The sequence below is a fragment of the Intrasporangium sp. genome (assembly GCF_032907665.1).
Classification (GTDB): domain Bacteria; phylum Actinomycetota; class Actinomycetes; order Actinomycetales; family Dermatophilaceae; genus Intrasporangium.
This window is the reverse complement of record NZ_JAJJPG010000188.1, coordinates 1-3,728: the sequence shown is the minus strand read 5'-3', so window position 1 is coordinate 3,728 and position 3,728 is coordinate 1. Positions and strand designations below refer to the sequence as shown.

Genomic DNA, 3,728 nt, shown 5'->3' with positions numbered 1-3,728 from the left:
GACGGGGCCTTCACCTCGTGGGATCTCGACACCTACTGCGGCCTGTTCACCGGTCACCCTGCGGCGGACGAGAGCTCCCGCCGGCGGGTCGTGACCGGAGCAGGTCGGGCCGGCAGCACGGCCTACGCGACGATGCGGCTGGAGCACGGCCCGGCACGGTTCACCGACTCGTTCCTCCTTGTCCAGGAGGGCACGGAGTGGCGGATCGCCAACAAGGTCTACGTCCGCGAGACGTCGTCGGCGCGGACGCGGCGACCAAGCACCAGCGCGAGCACGAGCCCAGCGCTCAGGGTGGACGCAGCGAGTCCGCCGAGGAGGGCCAGCGCGGAGTAGTCCCAGCGGGCCATGGCCAGTCCCGACGTCGCGCCACCCACGGCGGCGGCAACGGCCATCCCGACCTCGCCGAGGCCCTCGCGACGCGGCCGGTCCCCAGCCGCCACACCGCGGGTGAGCAGGTCGCTCCCCGAGACGAGGCAGCCGTTCCAGCCGGCACCGAGGAGCACCATGGCCACCCCGAGCGAGAAGGTCGAGTGCCCAGCCGTTGCCGCGACGGCGCACGCCACGACGAGGACGCCGGCGGAGACGAGGGCCGTCCCGTGAGCGCCGATGCGCTCGGTGAGCCATCCGCTGAGGGCGGACGGACCGAACATCGCCCCGATGTGAGCGCTGACGACGAGCCCGATGACCCACAGGGAACCGCCGAGGTGGGCCAGGTGCACCGGCGCCATCGTCATGACCCCGACCATGACGAGGTTGGCGACGACGAGGACTCCGAGCCCGGTGTGCGCGGAGGGGCCTCGACGCAGGGCCCCGTCGCGGCCGTTCGGAGTGGCGACATCGGGGGATCGACCGGTGTGCCCATCGATCGGGAGGTTCCGCGCGCCGACGGGCGGCAGGTCGAGCCGGGCGCGGACCACGATGCCGACCCCGACGAGGTAGACCACGGCCGCCGCGACGTAGGAGCCGATGAGCGGAGTCACGTCCAACGACGCAAGGAGGCTCCCGCTCGGCTGCATGAGGTTGGGTCCGATGACCGCACCCACGGACGTGGCGACGAGGACCGAGGCCATCGCCCGGGGAGCCGATCGTCCCGGCTCCAGCTCCACCGCGGCATATCGCGACAGCATGACGGCCGTGTTGCCCGCGCCGAGCAGCAGGCTGCCGACGAGGATCGCCGGGAGCGCGCCGACCGAGCCACCCAGGGCCATGGCGGCGCAGCCGACTGCAGCGGTGAGCGCCCCGGCGGCCAGGGAGAGCGCACGACCGTGCGCCCGAGCGAGTCTCGCGAGCCACAGCGCACTTGCTCCCGCACCGACGACGAGCAGCGCCTGCGGGAGTCCGCCCGCCGCGTCCGACCCCGTGACCTCCCGGGCCAGCAGGGCCGCCGCCGATCCTGCAAGGGACTGCGACGACCCGCCGAGCATCGCAAAGACCCGGACGAGGCGGACGGCTCGGTGTTGCCGGCCCTGCGTCGTTGCTGGTCTGTCGAGGTGTGTGGTGGAGGACACGCGCTCTACGCTAGAAAGGCCGGCCTACGAGATTGAAGGGCCTCGTGACGGTTCCCCGGGCCCTCGGCTTTCCCCCCGGAAGGAAGATCGGCATGAAGGCTTTCGACGCGGTGGAGCTCGACCACACCGACTGGGCGATCGTTCGCGAGCTGCAGCAGGACGGGAGGCTCTCCTACAAGGAGCTCGGCAAGCGGGTCCACCTTTCGGGCCCGGCGGTCGGCGAGCGGGTGCGACGGCTCGAGCGGGACGGCGTCATCGCCGGTTACGGCGCCAGGGTCGATGCGGCTCGCGCGGGGCAGCCGGTGCTTGCCTTCATCCAGCTGAGGTGCCGCCCCGCGGACTGCCTCCTGCGGACGACGGCCTCGGAGGACTACCCAGAGGTCGTCGAGGTGCACAAGCTCTCCGGCGAGCACTGCACGATGCTCAAGGTGCGGGCCTCGAGCCTGGCCCACTTCGAGGGCCTCGTCGAGCGACTCGGTGCCCACGGAGAGATGCGCACCCACATCGTCCTGTCGACCCCCTTCGACGGCCGACCGGTTGAGCCCGTCCCGCCCGAGCGCCCGGTCACGTCCTCAGCGGGGTGGGGTCCGCACGGTACCTGAGGACTCGAGCTCGACAAGCAGCTCCAGTGCGCCGGGCCGCAGCTCCGATGCACCTCGAAGCAGGGCATCGAGCACGAGCCCGTCGATGGCGACGACGATGACGGCGGCCCGGTCGTGCGAGAGGCCGAGACCGGCTGCCACCTCGGCGATGACGCGATCGCGCGCCGAGAGCATGGCGTCGCGGAGCCGGGGCGTGCGGAAGGCCTGGGTGATGAGCTCGTAGCGCGCCTGCGTGCGCACCCGGTTGGGCCCGAGCCAGTCGCGCAGCGTCTCTGCCGGACTGGTCAGGGCCTGTTCCATCTCCGCGCGGAGCAGGTGCTCGACCATGGCATCGAGGAGGCCGTCGAGGCCGCCGAGGTGGTGGCGCACGCTGCCGTGGGGCAGTGCGGCCTCGGCCTCTGTCACGCGCACCGAGAAGCGGGTGCCGCCGTCGCGGCCGAGGACCTGGAGTCCGGCCTCGACGAGGCGGTCGCGACTGCTCTTCTCCATGCGGAGATGATAGGTGCTAGCATCTTCTCCAAGTGGAGAAGGACGTGACCAGGAAAGAGGACCGCACATGCACGTCATCGTCATCGGCGCCGGACCGATCGGGCTCGCAACCGCCCACGGCCTCCTGGCCGCGGGCGCAGAGGTCACCGTCCTGGAGTCGGGCCCCCGGTCGCGACCCCAGGGCTCGGGGCTGTCGCTCTTCGGCAACGGCGTCAGTGCCCTCGACTCGCTCGGCCTCGGCCCTGCCCTGCGCAGGGTCACCGGGGACGTCGCCCCGACCCAGGGCGGCATCCGCTCGCCGCGCGGGGACTGGCTGGCCCGCACGCCGGACACCGCGCTGTTCAACATCCGCGTCGTCCACCGCGAAGCGCTCCATGCTGCTCTCCTCGAGGAACTACCCTCGGGCACAGTGCGGTTCGACTCACCGGCAGTGCTCGTCTCAGCGGCCGAGGGGCTCGTCGAGGTCGACGGTGGCGAGGGTGCCTCAGGCGCGGAACGGTTGCGCGCGGACCTCGTCATCGTCGCCGACGGGATCCGCTCCCGCTCCCGGGCACAGATCACTGCCGACCCGGGGACGCGCTTCGCTGGCTACGGTGCATGGCGGGGCGTCACGCGCACGGTGATGCCCGGGGTGATTCCCTCGGAGACGTGGGGTGCCGGGCGGCGGTTCGGCCTCGTCCCCCTCACCGACGGTCGCGTCTACTGGTTCGCAGTGAGGGACGGGGCACACGCGGCGCCGGGCGACCAGCGCCGCCAGGTGCTCGACCTCTTCGGCGACTGGCACGACCCCATCGCTGCGGTGGTCCAGGCGACGGACGCCGACGTCGTCACCTGGCTGCCGATCGAGGAGCTCGCGCGACCCCTCGCCAGCTTTGCTCGGGGCCGCGCCGTGCTCGTCGGCGACGCCGCGCACGCGATGACGCCGAACCTCGGGCAGGGCGCCAACCAAGGTCTCGAGGACGCGGCGACCCTCTGTGCCCTGCTCCGCGACTCGGACGACATCCCGGACGCCTTGGCCCGTTACGACGCACCGCGCCGCGCCCGCACCCGTCGCGTGGCTCAGCAGTCCCGACTCATGGGCACGGTGGGCCAGCTCGCCTCGCCGCTGCTCGTGCCGGTTCGCGATGCC

The 3,728-nt window shown here is 72.3% G+C and carries 5 protein-coding genes; 3 read left to right on the top strand and 2 right to left on the bottom strand.

Translation table 11 applies throughout. The features are described from left to right. Positions 1-42: 42 nt before the first annotated feature. Positions 43-333 (top strand): nuclear transport factor 2 family protein, encoded by a 291-nt coding sequence (locus LOY02_RS19240; protein ID WP_410505972.1) that lies wholly within the window; start codon positions 43-45, stop codon positions 331-333. Here the strand turns inward: LOY02_RS19240 and LOY02_RS17715 are convergent. Continuing rightward, entirely contained in the window at positions 219-1,508 is a 1,290-nt protein-coding gene (locus LOY02_RS17715) for an MFS transporter (protein ID WP_317183693.1), read from the bottom strand. The two genes, LOY02_RS19240 and LOY02_RS17715, sit on opposite strands and share 115 nt — an antisense overlap. Before the next feature lie 92 nt (positions 1,509-1,600). Between LOY02_RS17715 and LOY02_RS17710 the strand changes: the two genes are divergently transcribed. After that, positions 1,601-2,110, top strand: a complete 510-nt coding sequence (locus LOY02_RS17710) for an Lrp/AsnC family transcriptional regulator (RefSeq protein WP_317183692.1) — start codon at positions 1,601-1,603, stop codon at positions 2,108-2,110. Here LOY02_RS17710 and LOY02_RS17705 read toward each other — a convergent pair. After that, the gene (locus LOY02_RS17705) at positions 2,081-2,599 is read right to left on the bottom strand and encodes a hypothetical protein (protein WP_317183691.1); all 519 of its coding nucleotides are present in this window, start codon (positions 2,597-2,599) and stop codon (positions 2,081-2,083) included. The genes LOY02_RS17710 and LOY02_RS17705 overlap by 30 nt on opposite strands. Before the next feature lie 67 nt (positions 2,600-2,666). Between LOY02_RS17705 and LOY02_RS17700 the strand changes: the two genes are divergently transcribed. Further along, the coding region (locus tag LOY02_RS17700) for an FAD-dependent monooxygenase (RefSeq protein ID WP_317183690.1) at positions 2,667-3,728 on the top strand (1,062 nt) is incomplete at its 3' end.

Bases quoted from the DNA above. Each gene is read 5' to 3' on its own strand.
- LOY02_RS17710 (WP_317183692.1), top strand. From the start codon at position 1,601: ATGAAGGCTTTCGACGCGGTGGAGCTCGACCACACCGACTGGGCGATC.
- LOY02_RS17705 (WP_317183691.1), bottom strand. From the start codon at position 2,599: ATGGAGAAGAGCAGTCGCGACCGCCTCGTCGAGGCCGGACTCCAGGTC.